This is a genomic window from Bacillus sp. LM 4-2 (assembly GCF_000978495.1).
GTDB lineage: Bacteria > Bacillota > Bacilli > Bacillales > Bacillaceae > Bacillus > Bacillus subtilis.
The window spans coordinates 1,510,808-1,527,922 of the sequence record NZ_CP011101.1 but is presented as its reverse complement, the minus strand read 5'-3'; the positions used below and the strand labels follow the sequence as shown (position 1 = coordinate 1,527,922).

Annotated in this window: 20 protein-coding genes; 7 read left to right on the top strand and 13 right to left on the bottom strand. The window is 42.0% G+C overall.

The window, feature by feature from the left end; all coding sequences use genetic code 11:
- Nucleotides 1-51: 51 nt before the first annotated feature.
- The 3 genes from ftsW to glsA form a co-directional block, all read right to left on the bottom strand.
- On the bottom strand, nucleotides 52-1,263 hold the full coding sequence (gene ftsW, locus bslm_RS07785) for a cell division protein FtsW (protein WP_009967159.1): 1,212 nt from the start codon (nucleotides 1,261-1,263) through the stop codon (nucleotides 52-54).
- Between the two features lie 205 nt (nucleotides 1,264-1,468).
- On the bottom strand, nucleotides 1,469-1,750 hold the full coding sequence (locus bslm_RS07780) for an Fpa/YlaN family protein (RefSeq protein ID WP_003245286.1): 282 nt from the start codon (nucleotides 1,748-1,750) through the stop codon (nucleotides 1,469-1,471).
- Between the two features lie 97 nt (nucleotides 1,751-1,847).
- On the bottom strand, nucleotides 1,848-2,777 hold the full coding sequence (glsA, locus tag bslm_RS07775) for a glutaminase A (RefSeq protein WP_003245206.1): 930 nt from the start codon (nucleotides 2,775-2,777) through the stop codon (nucleotides 1,848-1,850).
- 102 nt (nucleotides 2,778-2,879) lie between these two features.
- Between glsA and bslm_RS07770 the strand changes: the two genes are divergently transcribed.
- Nucleotides 2,880-3,365: a hypothetical protein gene (locus bslm_RS07770; RefSeq protein WP_003245279.1), complete on the top strand. Its 486-nt coding sequence runs from the start codon at nucleotides 2,880-2,882 to the stop codon at nucleotides 3,363-3,365.
- Between the two features lie 3 nt (nucleotides 3,366-3,368).
- Here the strand turns inward: bslm_RS07770 and bslm_RS07765 are convergent, their stop codons facing one another.
- Nucleotides 3,369-4,697 (bottom strand): PhoH family protein, encoded by a 1,329-nt coding sequence (locus bslm_RS07765; protein WP_003245272.1) that lies wholly within the window; start codon nucleotides 4,695-4,697, stop codon nucleotides 3,369-3,371.
- Between the two features lie 154 nt (nucleotides 4,698-4,851).
- On the opposite strand from bslm_RS07765, the gene bslm_RS07760 reads away from it, so the two are divergent.
- Nucleotides 4,852-5,481 (top strand): YhcN/YlaJ family sporulation lipoprotein, encoded by a 630-nt coding sequence (locus bslm_RS07760; protein ID WP_003232269.1) that lies wholly within the window; start codon nucleotides 4,852-4,854, stop codon nucleotides 5,479-5,481.
- A gap of 82 nt (nucleotides 5,482-5,563) precedes the next feature.
- The gene (locus tag bslm_RS07755; RefSeq protein ID WP_003232271.1) at nucleotides 5,564-5,773 is read left to right on the top strand and encodes a YlaI family protein; all 210 of its coding nucleotides are present in this window, start codon (nucleotides 5,564-5,566) and stop codon (nucleotides 5,771-5,773) included.
- A 55-nt stretch (nucleotides 5,774-5,828) separates the two neighbouring features.
- On the opposite strand, the gene bslm_RS07750 is transcribed toward bslm_RS07755, so the two are convergent.
- On the bottom strand, nucleotides 5,829-6,146 hold the full coding sequence (locus bslm_RS07750; protein ID WP_003232274.1) for a YlaH-like family protein: 318 nt from the start codon (nucleotides 6,144-6,146) through the stop codon (nucleotides 5,829-5,831).
- A gap of 56 nt (nucleotides 6,147-6,202) precedes the next feature.
- Nucleotides 6,203-8,041, bottom strand: a complete 1,839-nt coding sequence (gene typA / locus bslm_RS07745) for a translational GTPase TypA (protein WP_003232278.1) — start codon at nucleotides 8,039-8,041, stop codon at nucleotides 6,203-6,205.
- 112 nt (nucleotides 8,042-8,153) lie between these two features.
- Here typA and bslm_RS07740 point away from each other — a divergent pair, with 112 nt between their 5' ends.
- Nucleotides 8,154-8,342: a YlaF family protein gene (locus bslm_RS07740; protein ID WP_003245500.1), complete on the top strand. Its 189-nt coding sequence runs from the start codon at nucleotides 8,154-8,156 to the stop codon at nucleotides 8,340-8,342.
- 272 nt (nucleotides 8,343-8,614) lie between these two features.
- Nucleotides 8,615-9,226 (top strand): hypothetical protein, encoded by a 612-nt coding sequence (locus bslm_RS07735; protein ID WP_003232282.1) that lies wholly within the window; start codon nucleotides 8,615-8,617, stop codon nucleotides 9,224-9,226.
- Nucleotides 9,227-9,265: 39 nt separating this feature from the next.
- On the opposite strand, the gene sigQ is transcribed toward bslm_RS07735, so the two are convergent.
- From sigQ to bslm_RS07715, 4 genes are read right to left on the bottom strand one after another with little or no spacing between them, the layout of a single operon-like run.
- Entirely contained in the window at nucleotides 9,266-9,559 is a 294-nt protein-coding gene (gene sigQ, locus bslm_RS07730) for an anti-YlaC sigma factor ylaD (protein ID WP_003232283.1), read from the bottom strand.
- The gene (gene ylaC / locus bslm_RS07725; RefSeq protein ID WP_003245485.1) at nucleotides 9,556-10,077 is read right to left on the bottom strand and encodes an RNA polymerase sigma factor YlaC; all 522 of its coding nucleotides are present in this window, start codon (nucleotides 10,075-10,077) and stop codon (nucleotides 9,556-9,558) included. Before ylaC ends, sigQ begins: the two co-directional genes overlap by 4 nt.
- Nucleotides 10,077-10,346 carry a hypothetical protein gene (locus bslm_RS07720; protein WP_003232287.1) on the bottom strand — a complete coding sequence of 90 codons (270 nt, stop codon included), beginning with the start codon at nucleotides 10,344-10,346 and terminating at the stop codon, nucleotides 10,077-10,079. The genes ylaC and bslm_RS07720 overlap by 1 nt, the downstream gene beginning before the upstream one ends.
- On the bottom strand, nucleotides 10,336-12,276 hold the full coding sequence (locus tag bslm_RS07715; protein ID WP_010886503.1) for a hypothetical protein: 1,941 nt from the start codon (nucleotides 12,274-12,276) through the stop codon (nucleotides 10,336-10,338). The genes bslm_RS07720 and bslm_RS07715 overlap by 11 nt, the downstream gene beginning before the upstream one ends.
- 284 nt (nucleotides 12,277-12,560) lie before the next feature.
- On the opposite strand from bslm_RS07715, the gene nprE reads away from it, so the two are divergent.
- Nucleotides 12,561-14,126: a neutral metalloprotease NprE gene (gene nprE, locus bslm_RS07710; protein WP_003245026.1), complete on the top strand. Its 1,566-nt coding sequence runs from the start codon at nucleotides 12,561-12,563 to the stop codon at nucleotides 14,124-14,126.
- Nucleotides 14,127-14,477: 351 nt separating this feature from the next.
- Nucleotides 14,478-15,392: a class I SAM-dependent methyltransferase gene (locus bslm_RS07705; RefSeq protein WP_003245561.1), complete on the top strand. Its 915-nt coding sequence runs from the start codon at nucleotides 14,478-14,480 to the stop codon at nucleotides 15,390-15,392.
- Nucleotides 15,393-15,469: 77 nt separating this feature from the next.
- On the opposite strand, the gene bslm_RS07700 is transcribed toward bslm_RS07705, so the two are convergent.
- The 3 genes from bslm_RS07700 to bslm_RS07690 all read right to left on the bottom strand — a co-directional run bounded on the left by bslm_RS07700 (nucleotide 15,470) and on the right by bslm_RS07690 (nucleotide 17,049).
- Entirely contained in the window at nucleotides 15,470-15,898 is a 429-nt protein-coding gene (locus tag bslm_RS07700) for a GNAT family N-acetyltransferase (RefSeq protein WP_003232296.1), read from the bottom strand.
- 25 nt (nucleotides 15,899-15,923) lie between these two features.
- Entirely contained in the window at nucleotides 15,924-16,721 is a 798-nt protein-coding gene (suhB, locus tag bslm_RS07695; RefSeq protein WP_003232297.1) for an inositol-1-monophosphatase, read from the bottom strand.
- A 139-nt stretch (nucleotides 16,722-16,860) separates the two neighbouring features.
- A complete protein-coding gene (locus tag bslm_RS07690; protein WP_009967148.1) occupies nucleotides 16,861-17,049 on the bottom strand; it encodes a hypothetical protein in 189 nt (62 codons plus the stop codon).
- Nucleotides 17,050-17,115 lie beyond the last annotated feature (66 nt).

The window sequence follows — 17,115 nt, the reverse complement described above, 5'->3', positions numbered from 1 at the left end:
GGAATATAATCTATCATAGCGGAATATCCTTCCCCTGTACACACTTGTTTTTTACAGATAAACAGTTTTTTTGAGCTGTTTCTTTTTCATTCCCTTCGGCGCCAAGGGCTCTTTCTTTTTCTTATTCTCTGAATATTTCACAAACATGCTGATATTCGCTAATATCCCCATACTCCCCAGCAGCAGCACCAAAGAAGAGCCCCCGTAACTGATAAATGGCAGCGTAACCCCTGTAATCGGAATTAATCCGCTGACACCGCCAAGGTTAATAAACGACTGGATGGCAATCATGCTTGAAATGCCGATCGCCAGAAGACTTCCAAACGGGTCCTCGCATTTTCTGGCAATATAAAAACCTTTTATGACGACAAAACCCAATAAGAAAATCACAAACAATACCCCAAAAATGCCGAGCTCTTCAGCAATGACAGCCATAATAAAGTCAGTGTGTGATTCAGGCAGATATCCGTATTTTTGGATACTTTCACCGAGCCCCAGGCCGAAAATGCCGCCTGAGCTGATCGCATAATAAGAATTGATCACTTGCAAACCTGATGAATTTGCATACTTAAATGGGTCTTCAAGACTCTCAAAACGCGCTAAACGGCCTTCAGTTAAAATTTTGTCCTGATTCAAATAGATAATAGGGCTGACTAAAATGAAAACAATTCCGCCCAGTATCACAAGCCTCACCAGCGTCTTTCCGCTGAAGCCGGAGCACAAGATCATGCACGTCGCAATTAACCCTATAATCATGGCTGTACCGAAATCTGGCTGCATGGCAATTAACCCACAAATTATAAGCGTCATGACTACCGGAGGGGCTACTCCCGTTAACAGATGGTCGATATAACTTTGTTTTTTTGCATATACGGCTGCAAGGTATAAAATCACGACCAGTTTCACAAACTCCCCCGGCTGAATACTCATTCCGCCGATTTTAAACCAGCTCTGCGCGTTTCCGGCAACATGCCCGAAAACAAACAGTGAGATAAGCGCAAGAACAGATACAAGCAGTATCCCCTTCTGAAACTTTTGATGGGCCAGTGCTTTATAAGGAAACAACGCCATGAGAATAAATAGAGCGCCACCCGCAATTAAAGCAAACAGCTGCCGCATGAAGAAAAAATTACTGCTTACTCCATACCGGGAGACAGCCGTAATCATGCTTGAGCTGTATACCATCACTAAACCGAATCCGCATAATAAAACGATTGCGAATATCAGTGAGTAATCATAAGATTTTAGCATTTTTTTTAACATAACATCCTCTTCCCTGCTTCTAACTTCCATTATCTATGGTTTTTATGTATTTATCTTTTTTATTTTACTACAATTTATCAAACGAGACGAAGAATCTCTATACGATTCGGAAGGAATGTGTAAAAAAAGACCGTCTTTTATGAGATGAGAGAAAAATAGCGGTTATAAAAAAACCCAAACTGTTAATAAGTTTGAGTTTTATCATTTATTTAGCTGTAAACGCGTCATGCAAAGCAGACAATTCGCGCTCCAATGTGTATAAAAGGTCTTTACCGTCTTTTTCATCAACCAATCCCAGGCGGACAGCAAAATCGATTTCCCTCGAAAGCCCGAACATTTGAGTATCTAAAACCTCTTCATATAGAGGACATTGAGGCATCGTTAAGTTATCCATTTGTACTCGGATCAGCTTCAAAATCTTCTCAGCGTCCACTTTTAAGAGTTCAAAAGCTTTTTGCCGATGGTCAACTATCATCTCTGAAGCCAAAAGTATCCCTCCGTTCCCCAGGCGAGTACCTAATTCTTCTATTTATCATAAAGGGTATCAACAGAAAATGCAAGAGGATTTAAGCATATGACATAAATTAAAAAATACTCAGCCTGTACATCTCAGACATTATTTCCAAAAGCTTTACACCTGCAATGCTGTTCCCTTTTTCGTCTAATGCGGGGCCGAATATGCCGATCCCGAAATCGTAAGGCGAAATGCCCATTATCCCGCCGGATACGCCGCTTTTCGCAGGAATTCCGACCTTAATTGCGAATTCCCCGCTTGCATTGTACATTCCGCACGTCACCATAAACGTTTTGCAAATTCTAGCGACATCTTTTGAGATGACCTGCTCCCCAGTCTCTGGATGTCTGCCGTTCAATGCGAATACAGATCCGATTTTCGCTAAATCCAAGCTGTTCATCTCAATCGCGCATTGCTTCGTATATAAATCCATTACTGCCTCTACATCATCTTCAAAAATGCCGTACTGCTTCATATAATAACACATCGCCCGATTAATCATTGAAGTGCTGTATTCAGATTCAGCCACTTCCCGGCAGTATGTAATCTCTTGGTTGTTTGTCAGCCTTCTGATAAAAGAAAGCAAATAATCAAGTCTCTCTTTTACCGTTCTTCCCCTTATCAGACTTGTCACTACCAATGCCCCGGCATTAATCATAGGGTTTAACGGCTTGCTCGGATTCACTGTTTCGAGCTTGATAATTGAATTAAACGGATCACCGGTCGGCTCCTGTCCAACATAACTGAAGACCTTATCTTTGCCGTATTCCATTAACACCAAAGCAAGGGAAAGGACTTTCGATATACTTTGAAGCGTAAATGTTTTTTCTACGTCACCTGCTGACAGACAAACATTATTGGAATAATAAATCGCCACTGACAGGTCGTGTTTATCAGCTTTTGCCAAGGCGGGAATATAGCTGGCTACCTCCCCCTTGTCCGTTACTTTTTTCGCCTTTTTCACTAAGGCTTCAAGCTCATCATTATGCTGGCATACCATGCAAACACCCTCGTTCCCTCAGCATTTCAATACACATAATTTGTACACAAAGTGACAATTCATGCGAAAACTTTTATAATTTTGAGAGAAGGGGGTCATATCATGAGCGTTATCCAAGTAAAAGGCAATGTTACATATCCAATTACCATTGATCCAAGCGTATGGATTTTTGATGATCGCAAATTTTCGTTTGACCGCAAAGGGGACAGTCAAGACACATATTTACAATCAGCCGGGGATGAATCCGACCTTGATCCGGAACGCGTCATCAGAGAGGGGCGAATCGCGCCGCCTACATTAAAGACGGAAAAGCAATATGAGAAGCAAAAACTGATGAACGGCAGTTTCGCAATGAGACTTGGGACTGTCCTGAAAAATGCTGAGCCGAACAGCTCTGCGACACAATGTGTATTTGTCACAAGTTCGGGAAAGGCCGCCGTTTCTCTGGAAACCGCTCTGAACAGTATTGTCCATTTCAGTGAGGCAGGCAAGCCGATTCAAGAAGGCGGCCCCGTGCATATTTACTTTGAAGACCCGGTTCATCACAAACAGCCGATTACCGATGTAAAAGAGATCGAAATCATTTAAGTGTTACAGCAAATCAGCTGCAAGCTGGGCGAGACCTGATCTCTCACCTTTTAACAGCTTCACGCTGCCTGAGATGGGTTGTCCTTTAAACCGCTCAACCACATAGGCCAAACCATTGTTCAGACTGTCTAAATATGGGTGATCAATTTGTTCAGGGTCGCCCATTAAGACAATTTTACTGCCCTCACCGACTCTCGTCAGCAACGTTTTCACCTCATGCCTGGTCAAATTTTGCGCTTCATCAATGATAATAAATTGATCTGGAATGCTTCTCCCTCTGATATAAGTCAGCGCCTCTACCTGAATTGAGCCAATTCCCGCCAAAATAGCATCAAGCTCCCCTGGTTTTTTCGCATTAAACAGAAACTCTAAGTTGTCAAAAATCGGCTGCATCCAAGGCTTTAGCTTTTCCTCTTTTTCGCCTGGCAAATACCCGATGTCCTTGCCAACAGGAACAATCGGCCTTGCGACGACCAGCTTTTTATATATTCCCAAGTCTTCTGTCTGTAATAGCCCTGCCGCCAAAGCTAAGAGCGTTTTGCCGGTTCCCGCTTTGCCGATCAGGGTGACAAGCGGAATATCTTCCCGCAGCAAAAGCTCTAATGCCATTGTCTGCTGTACATTTTTCGGCCTGATTCCCCATATATGTTCATCATCAAATACGAGTCTTTTTAATACCGTTCCGGTTTTGTCTGCAATTCCGACTGCCGAGGAGGACCCTCCTAGCTCATCCTTCATTAAAGCAAACTGATTCGGATAAAACGCATGCTGTTTCACATCGTTTACTGAAATTTGATTTTTCCCGTAAAAAGAGCTGAACAGCTGCTGGCTGATATATAAATCTTTATAGCCGCTGTACATTTCATCATTGTCCACAACCCGGTCATTCAAGAAATCTTCAGCAAGCAGTCCGATTGCGTCGGCTTTAACCCTGACCAGTACATCCTTACTGACAAGGATAACCGGCCTGCCATTTTCCTTGGTTTCTTCCTCGAGGCTTAAGTTTTTCGCAACGGCTAATATGCGATTATCGTTCGTCTTTTCAATAAAGATCTCTTGCAGCTGGTGAAACGAACGATGATTCAGTTCAATTCTCAGTGTGCCGCCGGTGTCAAGCGGTACATGCTCATGCAGCCTGCCCTTTTGTCTTAGCGCATCGATTAGCTTAGATACGTGCCTTGCATTCCTCCCAACTTCGTCCATATACCGTTTTTTTGAATCAACCTCTTCTAAAACGACAGCAGGGATGACAACCTCATTTTCTTCAAAAGAAAATATCGCGTTAGGATCCTGTAATAACACATTCGTATCTAACACATAAATTTTACTCAAGTCTCAGCCTCCTGATATAAGGGTCAAAGTTCTTCCTGCTTCTCTTTTGATGAAAAAGGTGAATGCCTGCTAAAATATATGTTTTTGTGCATAAAGATAGAAGGTTAATTCAACAATAAAATTAATGAAAGCATTTTAAGGAGGGAACCCGCAAGTGCGAATTCTTTTCATTATCATACAGCTGACACTTATCCTGTCCGCTTGTGCCTATCAACAAGGAAAACAGGGCCAGAATGTTGAAAAAGAATCAACAAGACAGCAGGAGACTAAACCGATTCACGTAAAGGACACAACTCAAGAAACAAAAGACAATGGAACAAGAACGGATATTGCCAAGCATCTTGTCAGCGTTGCTGAAAAAAACCCCGACGTCAAGGATGCAACAGCCGTTGTGCTGGGAGGCTATGCTGTTGTTGGGATTGATGTCGATGATACTTTGGACAGAAGCAAAGTGGAAACCATTAAATATTCTGTAGCTCAGGCGCTAAAGAATGATCGATATGGCGCCAACGCAGTAGTCATTGCTGATCCCGATACGGTCAGCCGCCTTCGCGAAATGAGCAGAGAAATCAGCGAGGGCCATCCGGTAACAGGTATACTGGATGAATTAGCTGCAATTGTCGGCCGAGTGCTTCCCGAAGTGCCTAACGATGTGATTGACAATGAAGATGAACCGCAAACAAAGCAGCAAAATGACCAATTAAATAGAAAACAGCAACAGGAAATGGAGAAGGAACAAAACGATCAATCTGATCATCATATGAAAAAGAACAACAATGACTAAGCTATAGCCTTGCGCTTTAGCTTTTTCTTATTTTGGACAGCTTCTGATCCGTGGTATAATACATGTTAGTGAAAGAGGTGATATGATGAGGGTCAAATGTTCTATTTGCGATAAAATTGAAACAATTGATGATGATACCCTGATCGCGAAACGGCTTCGAAACCGCCCGATCCATACATATATGTGCCAGGAATGCCACGATCGGATTGCCAAAAAAACAGAGGAACGGCTGAAAACGGGAAAATTTACTTTTCACCCGGGACAGCAGAAAAAAGAAAAAGTCAAAAAATAAAGCGGCCGCTTAACCATACAGAACACAAAAAAGACTCAGCTTTCAGCTGAGTCTTTTATGATTTTGCAGACTGTCCTTTTTTCGACTGATACAGCCGGATTTTGTAAATGATTAAAATCAGCGCAGCGACGACCAATCCTTCTGCCACGGGCAAAAACACCCCTAAAAAAGTCAAAACAGTGCAGCCCAAAGCCAAAAATACATACACCACTGCAGATTTTAATACAGGAAGCCGTTTAGCAAATCCAAGCTTAAATACAATAACGGCCAACACAAAAATCGTGCCGTACAGCAGCCACATGCCTGCCGCAGGCTGCCGGTCTACTTGATATAGAGCGGCGAAGAACGACAGGCGTTCGCTTACGTCATTCAAAAAGATTCCCTCCCCTGTAAACGTACGGGTTCTATCTTTTCAAATTCTGCACGAGATTAAGACAATCCTGCTGTTTTTTTCTTTTTAGCTGCTTTTTCACGTTCGTTCTTATTGAGGATCTTCTTTCTTAAACGGATGGATTCAGGTGTTACTTCACAATATTCATCTTCGTTTAAGTACTCTAGAGACTCCTCAAGAGACATGATGCGCGCTTTTTTAATTGTAGTTGTCTGATCCTTTGTCGCAGAACGGACGTTTGTTTGCTGTTTCATTTTGCTGACGTTAACAACAAGGTCGTTGTCACGGTTATGCTCTCCAACGATCATTCCTTCGTATACTTCAGTACCCGGCTCAACGAAGATGACACCGCGGTCTTCAATTCCTTGAATACCGTATGATGTTGCTTTTCCGTTTTCCATTGACACAAGTACACCTTGACGGCGTCCGCCGACTTGGCCTGCCTGCATCGGCTGGTAGCTGTCAAACGTATGGTTCAAAATACCGAATCCGCGTGTTAATGATAGGAATTCTGTAGAGTAACCGATCAATCCGCGGGAAGGAACTGTAAAGATGAGACGGACTTGGCCGTTTCCGTTGTTGATCATATCAACCATTTCGCCTTTGCGGGCACCCATTGATTCCATTACAGAGCCAGTATGCTCTTCAGGAACATCAATTTGCACACGTTCAACAGGCTCACAGCGTACGCCGTCGATTTCTTTGATAATAACTTCAGGTTTTGACACTTGAAGCTCATAGCCCTCACGACGCATATTTTCAATTAAAATTGACAAGTGCAGCTCACCGCGTCCTGAAACAACCCAAGCATCAGGAGAAGCTGTTGGCTCAACACGCAAGCTCACATCCGTCTGAAGCTGTGATTGAAGACGCTCTTCGATTTTGCGGGCCGTTACATATTTGCCTTCACGGCCTGCAAACGGACTGTTATTCACGACAAATGTCATTTGAAGTGTCGGCTCATCAATGCGAAGGACCGGAAGCGGATCTTGATGGTCTACAGGACATACCGTTTCACCAACGTTGATATCTTCCATCCCGGAAACCGCAACGAGGTCTCCCGCTTTTGCTTCTTCAATTTCCACACGCTTTAAGCCTTGGAAACCAAAAATCTTTGTAACACGGAATGACTTTGCCGTTCCGTCAAGCTTCATAAGAGAAACCTGCTGTCCGACTTTCATTGTGCCGCGGAATACGCGTCCGATTCCGATACGGCCTACATAGTCGTTGTAGTCAAGAAGGGCAACTTGGAATTGAAGCGGCTCCTCTGCATTATCAACAGGTGCCGGAACATGCTTAATAATGGTTTCATATAAAGCTTCCATGTTTTCATCCTGTTGTTTCGGATCAAGACTCGCTGTTCCATTAATCGCGGAAGCATATACCACTGGGAACTCGAGCTGCTCTTCATTGGCATCAAGCTCAATGAACAGATCCAGAACTTCATCGATAACTTCCTCTGGACGAGCAAAGTCACGGTCAATTTTGTTTACAACAACAACAGGGTTCAGGTTTTGCTCAAGAGCTTTTTTCAGAACAAAACGAGTTTGAGGCATACAGCCTTCATATGCGTCAACGACAAGCACTACGCCGTCAACCATTTTCATAATCCGTTCTACTTCTCCCCCAAAGTCTGCATGTCCAGGGGTGTCCAAAATATTGATACGTGTATCTTTATAGTTAATCGCAGTATTTTTCGCCAATATTGTAATGCCGCGTTCGCGTTCAAGATCATTAGAGTCCATTGCGCGTTCAGCAACCTGTTCGTTGGCACGGAACGTACCAGCCTGATGTAAAAGCTGATCGACTAGAGTCGTTTTCCCATGGTCAACGTGGGCAATAATCGCGATGTTGCGAAGATCATTTCGAAGTTTCACTTTTTCATCTCCTAAAAAAATTAGATAACTTTCATATTATATCACACATCCTCTTTAAAAGCGTCACGTTTTTCTGTAAACTTAATATAAGACGTAAAAGGGGATGGAATTTATGAAAAAAATGAATTGGCTTTTACTATTATTTGCATTTGCAGCGGTTTTCAGCATTATGCTGATCGGCGTCTTTATCGCTGAAAAAAGCCCTGCAGGCATTATCGCCAGCATTGTACTTGTTTGCGCTGTCATGGGCGGCGGATTTACATTAAAAAAGAAAATGCGCGAACAAGGCTTGCTTGATTAAAAGCATTGCCCCGCCGGCGACATTGTAATCAAAAAACACCGCAAAGAAAGCGGTGTTTTTCATTTCTTTAAGCCTTATCTCCCCTGTTTCTTAGTCAGGAAGATGCAAAACAGCCTTCATACATAGACAATCGTTCTAACGATCACACGTGCAGCCTTCAAAAAGTAGTTCGGCAACGATACACATAAAATACCATAGCGCCTATTCCTCCACCGGAAACTACTCCCTATAATGGAATTTGTAGCACAATTCATAAAAGGGAGAGAAGAAACATGAAGAAAACATTTGTAAAAAAAGCTATGTTAACGACTGCCGCAATGACCTCAGCTGCTCTATTAACGTTCGGTCCTGATGCAGCCAGCGCAAAAACACCGGTTGATAACACTGCTGTTCAACTCCAGCATCAGGCGAGCACTAACGAAGATCTCAATACATTCATTGATATATTAAATCAATGTATATACGAACAAGACGGTGTATATTATTTTGACAGCGAAAAAGCTGTCGAGTTAGGAATGACAAAAGAAGAGGCTCAGGTAATTGCTACACTCTGGGAATCGACATCAGAATTTTTCAGCATTGTTTCACAATGTGTGTATCTCGAGGATGGAAATTACAAATTTGATACAGAAAAAGCAGTTGAACTTGGCTTCACAGAAAAAGAAGCACTTGCACTTGAACAATTTTTCTCCGCTGTTTCTCTCAAGATTCACATTCTTCAAGCAGCCATTGTGCTACAAGATGATGTGTACAGCTATGATAAAGACGCAGCGCTACAAGCAGGTGCAACGCCACTGCAAGCTGACGTTTATGAAAAACTCTTCAGTGCCCTGTCACAAGAACAGCTTGCCGCTATTTACGATATGATTCATCCCCAGGCTTAATGTAAAAAAGCGCTTGCCGGAATCGGACAAGCGCTTTTTTTATATCAGCAGTTTGATGATCAGCATCATGGCAACCGCCGCTCCAAACCAGCAGGCAGCTTTCATGATCAGTAATCCATAGTACCTCTGTTTAAAACGCAGTTCTTCTTCCGGCAGATAAGCCTCCTCAACGGCCTGTTCGCTTTCCAATTCAAATGGCTCAGCCATCGTGTCATACATGTCTCTGCAGCTGCTGCACATTTTTAAATGCTCTTCTATAACGTGTTCCGTTTCTCTTTTACAATCACCTTCAAGATACAGAGGAAGCAGGTCTCTTACTAGAAAGCAGGTCATATCCGCTCCTCCTCTCTACTTTTCGTCATGTTTTTCTTTAGCTCTAATCTAGCCCGGTGCAATGTGGTATTCACCTTAGAAAGACTCCATCCTAATATCTCAGCGATTTCTTCATAAGAAAGCTCTTGGAATTCTCTTAAAATCAAAACGGATTGATGCTGATCTTTTAACTTCAGGAGCTCCTGCCGCAGTGTTTCGCTTTTCACCGTCCGTGACAGATACTGTTCAGGCTGGTCATAAGTTGTTTGCGTTAACCCTTCATTTTTGCTGATTTCAGTAAATTGGTATTTGACATCCCTTCGGTACCAATTGATAAAGGTATGATGCGCAATGGTGTAGAGCCATGTTCTGATGGAAGAATGCCCCCTAAACGAAGCCAGACCGTTAAGAGCTTTTACAAACGTGTCCTGCGCTAAGTCCTTGGCTGTTTCAAGATGATGAGTCCTTCTGAATAAATAATTTAAAATTTCTTGATAATACTGCCGATACAAGTCCTCAATGGAATCCCTATGCTTCATTAAAAATAAAACCACACCGTCATCCAAATGGCCAATAAAATGAAACAGATATACATGGAAGACAGGTATACTTTCATATATCTGATTTGGCTTTCTTCTTCAGCACCGGGACTTCTCTTTAAACAAGTTTTACTCTTTAAGTCTTCCGCATTCTTTTGAAATAGGGATTCATGCTGTTTCATCCATTCCATTGATTCATCCTCTAGCTCTCCTTCTTTATACAGGTCGTATAAGTCTACAAAAACAGACTCTTTTTCTTTATGATTCATAAAGACTTTTCACCTCTTGTGTTTCTCCATCCACTACATAGGCATCATGGCGATTTGAACCAAACGGCTGAATAATGATCAGCCATGCATAATGCCGTTCATCCCCTCTTTGAACGATAATCGGACGCATACGCTTTTTGTAAATGACATCCTGATATAGAGAAGCTACTTTTTCGTAAGCCAATGTTCCATTACGATACGTATAGGGGAATGACTGATCAGGTGTATCGCTGTATACATAAACGTTTAGCTGACCTTGAGCTTCAACAAACTCATATGTTTTAGAAGAATCAGTATACATCACCATGTCACCCTGACTGCTTTTTTTCTTCTTTTCTGATCCACGAGCATCGAAGATCGATAATATCTGATGCTGCAGCCGGCTGTTAGCCATTGAGATATTCTTTTTCATCGGAAGCGAAAGACTATGTAAACAACCTGATTCGCCCTCAAATTCCAAAACAATTCCAACTTTTGTTTCAACTCTCACCATGCTTCCAAGCAGGCTGTCGCTTTCAATATCAGTGATCTGATAAGGCTGTTTTGATATGTTCAGCGCTGTAAACATTTGTTCCACTTTGTCGTGAATGTCTTGTTCCGTTATATGAACATGCAGAAGAGAGTCAAGCTGATAAATCGAAGGATCTTCACTAAACCCCATTAAGGTTTCCTTTTCCCAATAAAATACCGCGCCATCATCAGCATGATCTTTTTTATGAAGTTGATTTTTCAGGTAAATACGTACGACTGTCTGGCCGTCTTCTTGAGATACCTTTGTTTCGATATGATCCTTATGTAACACACGTCCGTGTCGCTCAAGGAAAGCGATGGACTTTCGCTTGTACTCCTGATTCGTTAGCTTTTTCCCATGTGCTTTTTGTAAGTATTCATAATTACGAATTAGCTGCGATACTTCATCTACCTCAGCTTTGTAACCTTTGCTTTCAAATGAGTAGAAATAATGCACATCCATGTTTGTATCGTGCAAATAAAGTGTTTCATCCGTAGGAAAAAATGACTTTAGTATCTGTTCCGCTTTTTCTGATGAAATGTGCTCCCCGACAAAATTGAATGAATCATGGACATTTGCTGGCTTTGATACAGCGAAAGCAGCCGTTCCTATGTTATATATCGGATTTAACAGCAGGACAAAAAACACCATGACAGCCATCGTCACCCACTTATTCACACGCACATAAACCTTTCCTGACTTTTGGAACAGATGATAGCTCATCAAAAATCCCGCCATTGCCAAATAAATCGTATATGGCATTACTGCACCATAATCTTTTGAGATTTGATTGGGATATGGCGCAAGCAGCAAGACAAGCAGTCCGATAATCAGCGTATAAAATAAGCCTAGTAAGATCTTATCCGTTCTCCAATACAGCTTGAAAAACACTACATTCAACGCAATGGGAAGAGTGATGATGAAAAACAGAAACACGAATGCAATCGGCTCCATCCCATCCGGGTATTCCTTCCAATACGAAAAGAAACTAAAAATCATTTGTACGATCGGCAAACTGACAACAGCAAGGTCGAACGTATAAAACTTACCCTTTCCGCCATGATCACGCGGCATCAGCATATAGTGAAAAGCCGTCAGCAGCACATATCCGTATAACAAAAAATGCAGCAGCGGCAGCAGTTCTTTTCCGTCCTCTCTTAAGTAAGCGCTGGTGAAGTTTGTTGATTGCACCTGGTGAATAAGTTCAACAGACACTCCCGCCAGCAGCACAATCCGCAATATAACACCCGCCAAGAACATTGTGCGCTGCCGGTTTATTTTGGGATGATGCACCAAAAGATATAAGCCCGCCAGAACAACAATTGACCATTGAATCAGCAGGGTGCTTTGTCTGCTTAATATAAAATAACGTTCGAAATGCAATACATAATGACTGAATAACTCCAACACGAACAACAATCCTTTACTTCTTATTAAGGCCTCATTCGGTTAGACAGCGGACTTTTCAAAAAGTTTCAAGATGAAACAAAAATATCTCATCTTCCCCTTGATATGTAAAAAACATAACTCTTGAATGAACCACCACATGACACTTGACTCATCTTGATATTATTCAACAAAAACAAACACAGGACAATACTATCAATTTTGTCTAGTTATGTTAGTTTTTGTTGAGTATTCCAGAATGCTAGTTTAATATAACAATATAAAGTTTTCAGTATTTTCAAAAAGGGGGATTTATTGTGGGTTTAGGTAAGAAATTGTCTGTTGCTGTCGCTGCTTCGTTTATGAGTTTATCAATCAGCCTGCCAGGTGTTCAGGCTGCTGAAGGTCATCAGCTTAAAGAGAATCAAACAAATTTCCTCTCCAAAAACGCGATTGCGCAATCAGAACTCTCTGCACCAAATGACAAGGCTGTCAAGCAGTTTTTGAAAAAGAACAGCAACATTTTTAAAGGTGACCCTTCCAAAAGGCTGAAGCTTGTTGAAAGCACGACTGATGCCCTTGGATACAAGCACTTTCGATATGCGCCTGTCGTTAACGGAGTGCCAATTAAAGATTCGCAAGTGATCGTTCACGTCGATAAATCCGATAATGTCTATGCGGTCAATGGTGAATTACACAATCAATCTGCTGCAAAAACAGATAACAGCCAAAAAGTCTCTTCTGAAAAAGCGCTGGCACTCGCTTTCAAAGCTATCGGCAAATCACCAGACGCTGTTTCTAACGGAGCGGCCAAAAACAGCAATAAAGCCGAATTAAAAGCGATAGAAACAAAAGACGGCAGCTATCGTCTTGCTTACGACGTGACGATTCGCTATGTCGAGCCTGAACCTGCAAACTGGGAAGTCTTAGTTGACGCCGAAACAGGCAGCATTTTAAAACAGCAAAATAAAGTAGAACATGCCGCCGCCACTGGAAGCGGAACAACGCTAAAGGGCGCAACTGTTCCTTTGAACATCTCTTATGAAGGCGGAAAATATGTTCTAAGAGATCTTTCAAAACCAACAGGCACCCAAATCATCACATATGATTTGCAAAACAGACAAAGCCGCCTTCCGGGCACGCTTGTCTCAAGCACAACGAAAACATTTACATCTTCATCACAGCGGGCAGCCGTTGACGCACACTATAACCTCGGTAAAGTGTACGATTATTTTTATTCAAACTTTAAACGAAACAGCTATGATAACAAAGGCAGTAAAATCGTTTCTTCCGTTCACTACGGCACTCAATACAATAACGCTGCATGGACAGGAGACCAGATGATTTACGGTGATGGCGACGGTTCATTCTTCTCTCCGCTTTCCGGCTCATTAGATGTGACAGCGCATGAAATGACACATGGCGTCACCCAAGAAACAGCCAACTTGATTTATGAAAATCAGCCAGGTGCATTAAACGAGTCTTTCTCTGACGTATTCGGGTATTTTAACGATACAGAAGACTGGGACATCGGTGAAGACATTACGGTCAGCCAGCCTGCTCTTCGCAGCCTGTCCAACCCTACAAAATACAACCAGCCTGACAATTACGCCAATTACCGAAACCTTCCAAACACAGATGAAGGCGATTATGGCGGTGTACACACAAACAGCGGAATTCCAAACAAAGCCGCTTACAACACCATCACAAAACTTGGTGTATCTAAATCACAGCAAATCTATTACCGTGCGTTAACAACGTACCTCACGCCTTCTTCCACGTTCAAAGATGCCAAGGCAGCTCTCATTCAGTCTGCCCGTGACCTCTACGGATCAACTGATGCCGCTAAAGTTGAAGCAGCCTGGAATGCTGTTGGATTGTAATATTAGGAAAAGCCTGAGATCCCTCAGGCTTTTATTGTTACATATCTTGATTTCTCTCTCAGCTGAAACGACGAAAAGATGCTGCCATGAGACAGAAAACCGCTCCTGATTTGCATAAAGAGGGATGCAGCCGCAAGTGCGCATTTTATAAAAGCTAATGATTCAGTCCACATAATTGATAGACGAATTCTGCTACAGGTCACGTGGCTATGTGAAGGATCGCGCGTCCAGTTAAGAGCAAAAACATTGACAAAAAAATTTATTTATGCTAAAATTTACTATTAATATATTTGTATGTATAATAAGATTCTCCTGGCCAGGGGAATCTTATTTTTTGTGGAGGATCATTTCATGAGGAAAAATGAGTCCAGCTTAACGTCTCTAATTTCAGCTTTTGCCCGTGCATATCACAGCCGATATGACACACCTCTTATTTTTGATGATTTTATCGCAAAAGATCTCATTAACGAAAAAGAGTTTATCGACATCAGTAAAAATATGATTCAAGAAATATCGTTTTTCAACAAAGAGATCGCCGAACGTCTTCAAAATGATCCTGAAAAAATATTAAAATGGGTTGCACAAATCCAGCTGTCTCCAACGCCCCTAGCACGTGCTTCTTATTGTGAAAAAGTCTTGCACAACGAATTAATCCTGGGGGCAAAACAGTATGTCATTCTTGGAGCGGGACTGGATACTTTCTGCTTTCGGCATCCAGAATTAGAAAACAGCTTACAGGTTTTCGAGGTTGATCATCCGGCCACACAGCAATTGAAAAAAAATAAGCTGAAGGATGCAAATCTGACAATTCCGGGTCATCTTCATTTTGTTCCTATGGATTTCACCAAAACGTTTTCGTATGATCCTCTCTTAGATGAAGGATTTAAAAACACAAAAACATTCTTCAGCCTTCTCGGAGTGTCTTATTATGTAACACGGGAAGAAAATGCAAGCTTGATCAGCAATTTATTTTCTCATGTCCCGCCTGGAAGCTCTATTGTTTTTGATTATGCGGACGAAACACTTTTTACAGCAAAAGGGACGTCGAATCGAGTTGAACATATGGTGAAGATGGCTGCCGCAAGCGGGGAACCGATGAAATCATGTTTCACTTATCAAGAGATTGAACATCTGTTAGAGTCATCTGGTTTACTGATCTATGAACATCTATCACCAGACGACATCAATGACCTTTTCTTTAGTAATCGAAAAGACAATTTGTCAGCGTTTGAAACGATTCATTATATTCATGCGGTAAAAAAATAATTTTCAAATCATCAGAAGCCTCTCAATGTTTGAGAGGCTTTTTATTGAACCCGCATGCAGCAAATAAGCTGCCATTATCATACGGCAGCTTCTGCTAAAGGCTTCACCAAGATCATAAATGATTTGCCTTTCTCATCTTTTTCCGTTTTCAGCTGTTCAAAGCCGCATTGGCTTAAAAACAGTATCCATTCCCTGCGCTCAATGGGAACTCCCGCAAACATCGCTTTATGTTTCGCTCTAAGCAATTTGCTGATCTGTTCAATGATCATCTTCGCATGTCCCTTTTTTTCTTCAGCCGGGTCAATCAGGACCGTTCCGAGCCACGGCTTACCGTTTGAAGGAGACCACTCGAGATGGTAGCTGACGGCAACAGGCATACCGTCTTTTTCCCATACAAGCCATGAACCGTTGTACATGGAGTAGGAAATGATATAGTCTTCTGCATCTTTATCTCCAAACTCCTCCTCTTTCCATACAGGATGAGCCTCCGCGAGCTTTTCTAACAAGCTGAGATCATCCTGCTCAAATGGCCTACTTCCGAGCATGAAGATACTCTTCAAATATCGTTTTATGTATAGATGGGTTTCCGGCTAGCACACTGTGGTTTTCTAAAAAGGTAAACGGCTCTCCTTCAATGGTCGTATAGGTGCCTCCTACTTCATTTAACAGCACACAGCCGGCTGCGTAGTCCCATGGCGCAAGCCGCATCGTGATGTAAGCATCTATTCTTCCTGCCGCGACATTTGCCAGCTCTAAAGCGGCAGAACCGTAGGAGCGTGTGCCTCTGACTCTTTTCACAAGTGGCGCTAACACACTTTGATCAATTCTTCTGTTTTCCGTTACCCATGTTGCATTAATGGCAAGAATCGCTTCTTCAATGACGGTTTCTTTTAATGGAGCCAGCTTCGTTTCATTCATATAAGCTCCTCTGCCGCTAAATGCGTGATACAACTCATCGTGCACCACATCATAAATTAAACCGATTTTACCTTCACCGTTTTCAAAAATCCCAATGGAAATCGCAAAATTTCTTTGCTGGTGCACAAAATTCATCGTCCCATCAATCGGATCAATAATCCATACGACTCCCTCAAGTGAGTGGATTTTGTCTCCTTGCCCCTCTTCACCGAGTATCCGATGTCCCGGAAATGTTTCTTGAATTCGATCAATGAAAAACTTTTCGGTTTCTTTGTCAATATTGGTGACTAAATCATTCGGATTTGATTTCGTTTCAATTGTCAGGCTTTCATGCATGGATTGTGTAATTCTCGCGCCTGCTTCTCTTATCCATTTCTTTGCAATCTCATCGATTTCCGTCCAATTTGTCATTCGTTCGTACCTCTCTTCTATGTAGACCTTTTATTTTATAGGATACTGATAACGGCAATGAAAAAGCAAGGAAAATGAAAAATATCCCTTCTCACGTAAAAACGAACCATTCATGCGGTTCGTTTTCACTATCGCTTTTTTACCCGTTAAGACGAATCCATTCTTTTCTAAGTCGCTCAAGTTTGTTTTTGCTTTGTTCAATCTGCTCTTCATTTTCTTTCTGCATTGCTTCATATAGGGTTGCCAATTCATAATCAACCTCTAGTCTCCAGACAGCAACACGATTGTTTTTCTCTTCCTTAAATCCCTCTTTTACAACTTGCCTCATTGTCTTTCGCCCCTTCCAGAGATCATTTGTTTGTAAAAAAGCATCCCATTTTGCCATTCAACAATG